Annotated in this window: 1 protein-coding gene; it reads right to left on the minus strand. The window is 68.6% G+C overall.

The window, feature by feature from the left end:
• A partial coding sequence (locus ACLEJQ_RS25800; RefSeq protein ID WP_440799930.1) for a carbon starvation CstA family protein occupies positions 1 to 385 on the minus strand: 385 nt, incomplete at both ends.

Raw genomic sequence — 385 nt, forward strand, 5'->3', positions numbered from 1 at the left:
GATCCCCCACGGGCTCTCGGCCAGGGCCTTGACCACGATCAGCGCCAGCACCGCGAGGATGATGATCATGATCAGGAAGCAGCCGAACAGTGCGATGGTGCCGGGAATGCGGCCCATTTCCTCGCGGACCATGTCGCCCAGGGACCGGCCGTTGCGGCGGGTGGACAGGAACAGGACCATGAAGTCCTGCACCGCCCCGGCCAGCACCACCCCGGCGATCAGCCACAGCGTGCCGGGCAGGTAGCCCATCTGCGCGGCCAGCACCGGCCCCACCAGCGGCCCGGCGCCGGCGATGGCGGCGAAGTGGTGACCGAACAGGATGTGTTTATTGGTCGGGACGTAGTCCAGGCCATCGTTGTTGAGCACGGCAGGCGTGGCCCGGCGC

This window comes from Pseudomonas sp. SMV71 (assembly GCF_052042015.1).
GTDB lineage: Bacteria > Pseudomonadota > Gammaproteobacteria > Pseudomonadales > Pseudomonadaceae > Aquipseudomonas.